This is a genomic window from Nocardioides sp. (assembly GCF_035429765.1).
Lineage (GTDB): Bacteria > Actinomycetota > Actinomycetes > Propionibacteriales > Nocardioidaceae > Nocardioides.
In genome coordinates this window covers 5,542-7,382 of the sequence record NZ_DAOMFK010000153.1, presented here as the reverse complement: position 1 = coordinate 7,382, position 1,841 = coordinate 5,542, and the positions used below count along the sequence as shown (strand labels likewise).

Below are 1,841 nucleotides of genomic sequence, written 5' to 3'. Positions count from 1 at the left end.
GTGCTGGCGCTGCGCGGCTTCGAGCGCGTCGCCATCAAGCGGCCGGGGCGGATCGGCGACACGATCCGGGTCGAGGGCGAGCTCGAGTCGAAGAAGGAGCTGGACGCGGTCAGCGGCCTCGTCGTCTTCAGCTTCTTTTCGGAGATGGCGTTCCGGGCGCCGATGCTGCTGCACGAGTACACACCCTTTCACCCACGCGACTGGCCCCGACGCCCTCACCGACTGCCGTGATCTCGCCTGCGCCGTCGTGGTGGGGGACCTTGTCTCCGGTCCGGGGACTCGGCGTGATCCCGGCCCGGGTCTTCCAGTCCGTCGGGTTGACCCCGGACACGTGGACCCGCACCAGCACCTCGCCCGGCCCGGGCATCGGCCGCTCCCGCTCGACGAGGTGCAGCACCTCCGGCCCGCCGGTCTCGTCGTACAGGATCGCTCGCATGCGCCCATCATCCCCCACCCTCGCAGCGATAGTCCGCCGCGCAAATCATCATTTCGGCACGGGAGATGATGGGAATCGCGGCGGACTACCTCAGGCAGCGCTCAGGTGTGGGTGAGCGCCCTGACCGCGCCGAGTCGGACGAGCCGGTGGTCCAGGCTCTCCGGCTGCTCCCACCACGGGGGTGGGACCAGCGTCCACGCACGGTCCTCCTCGGGGAGGAACCTCGCGCGCCTGCGAGCCGAGAGCATCCGGTCGACCACGAGTGCCCGGTTGCCCAGGTCCCCGCCGACCACTCTGAAGAACTCGAGTCCGTGGTCGCGGAAAGCAGCCTCGCGGGTGACATCCCTGCGGTGCCGCGAGGCCGTTCGGTGGTCCGCGCCGTCGTACTCCCCCACGACCCCGGCCACCGGATCGAGCAGGTCGGGGTAGCCGAGCAGGTTCCCTGCTCGGTCGAAGACCGGCCGGTTGCAGAGGGGCGGCGGCAGCCGCGCGTCCAGGATCCACACCAGCCGCAACCTGGTCTCCTGCGGTGAGCGGCTGTCCACGATGCACAGCAGCAAGGCCCGGCGCACGAGGGGGACGCCCATCCAGGCCGGACGGTGGCTGACGTAGACCGCCATGATCGCCGGAGTGATGAGCCCGGCTGCGGCTGTCATGTCGGCTGCCACGACCGCTTCCCGCAGGCTCACCGCGAACCGCATCTCGTCGAAGAGCGCCCGCTGAACGGTGGTGCACGGCACGCCGTGCACGATCTCGATCTCCGACGGGGCGAGCTGGCAGCGGCTGATGGCCGCTGCCGACTCACGCGTCAGGTTGCCGCCGGCGCTGCGCAGCAGGGGGACGGGACGGAGTGCGGCTCCCTCCACCGCCGTGCCGTCGAAGTACGCCGCCCCGCGCCACCGCAGACTCGCCCATCCCGTGAGTGCACCCCCGGGACCGAGCCGCACCGCCTGCTCCAGGATGCGCTGCTCGACACGGGTCGAGTCGGTGGCAGCGGGGACGTACCATCCGTGCGCGCACGCCCGCCACCGCCCGCGCTGTGCCTGACCGGGGGTCGGCCCCGTGACGCCCGTGGGGTCGATCCGCACCGGCCGCACCAGGTCGTCGGGGAACGCGCAGGTGGGGTGGAAGGCGCCCTGTGTCATGGGCCGAGGGTGGACTCCAGGACCGGGTGCGGGCCGCCGACCTTTCACGGCCTGGGGACGAGTGGTGGCGTGGGTCGCGCTGTGGACGGTTACGGGCCGAAGTCAGGTCCGGCGGCCCCACCCCGGTCGCCCTGCTAGCCGCGACACGAGGATGCGGACCCTGCCTCAGGGTCCGCACCGCGTCCATGGTGGAGCTCGTCAGGGCTTGGTCGGGTGGTCCGGCTTGGTCGGGTGGTCCGGCTTCGTCGGGTGGTCCGGCT

At 71.8% G+C, this 1,841-nt stretch carries 3 protein-coding genes; 1 reads left to right on the top strand and 2 read right to left on the bottom strand.

The features are described 5' to 3' along the window. Positions 1–231: hotdog family protein (locus tag PLP61_RS12840; RefSeq protein ID WP_324503123.1), on the top strand; the 231-nt coding region annotated here is incomplete at its 5' end. On the opposite strand, the gene PLP61_RS17135 is transcribed toward PLP61_RS12840, so the two are convergent. Both PLP61_RS17135 and PLP61_RS12835 read right to left on the bottom strand, forming a co-directional pair. Continuing rightward, entirely contained in the window at positions 128–367 is a 240-nt protein-coding gene (locus PLP61_RS17135; RefSeq protein ID WP_502889049.1) for an alcohol dehydrogenase catalytic domain-containing protein, read from the bottom strand. The two genes, PLP61_RS12840 and PLP61_RS17135, sit on opposite strands and share 104 nt — an antisense overlap. Positions 368–537: 170 nt before the next feature. Then, positions 538–1,581, bottom strand: a complete 1,044-nt coding sequence (locus PLP61_RS12835; RefSeq protein ID WP_324503122.1) for a putative endonuclease domain-containing protein — start codon at positions 1,579–1,581, stop codon at positions 538–540. Between the last annotated feature and the right edge of the window lie 260 nt (positions 1,582–1,841).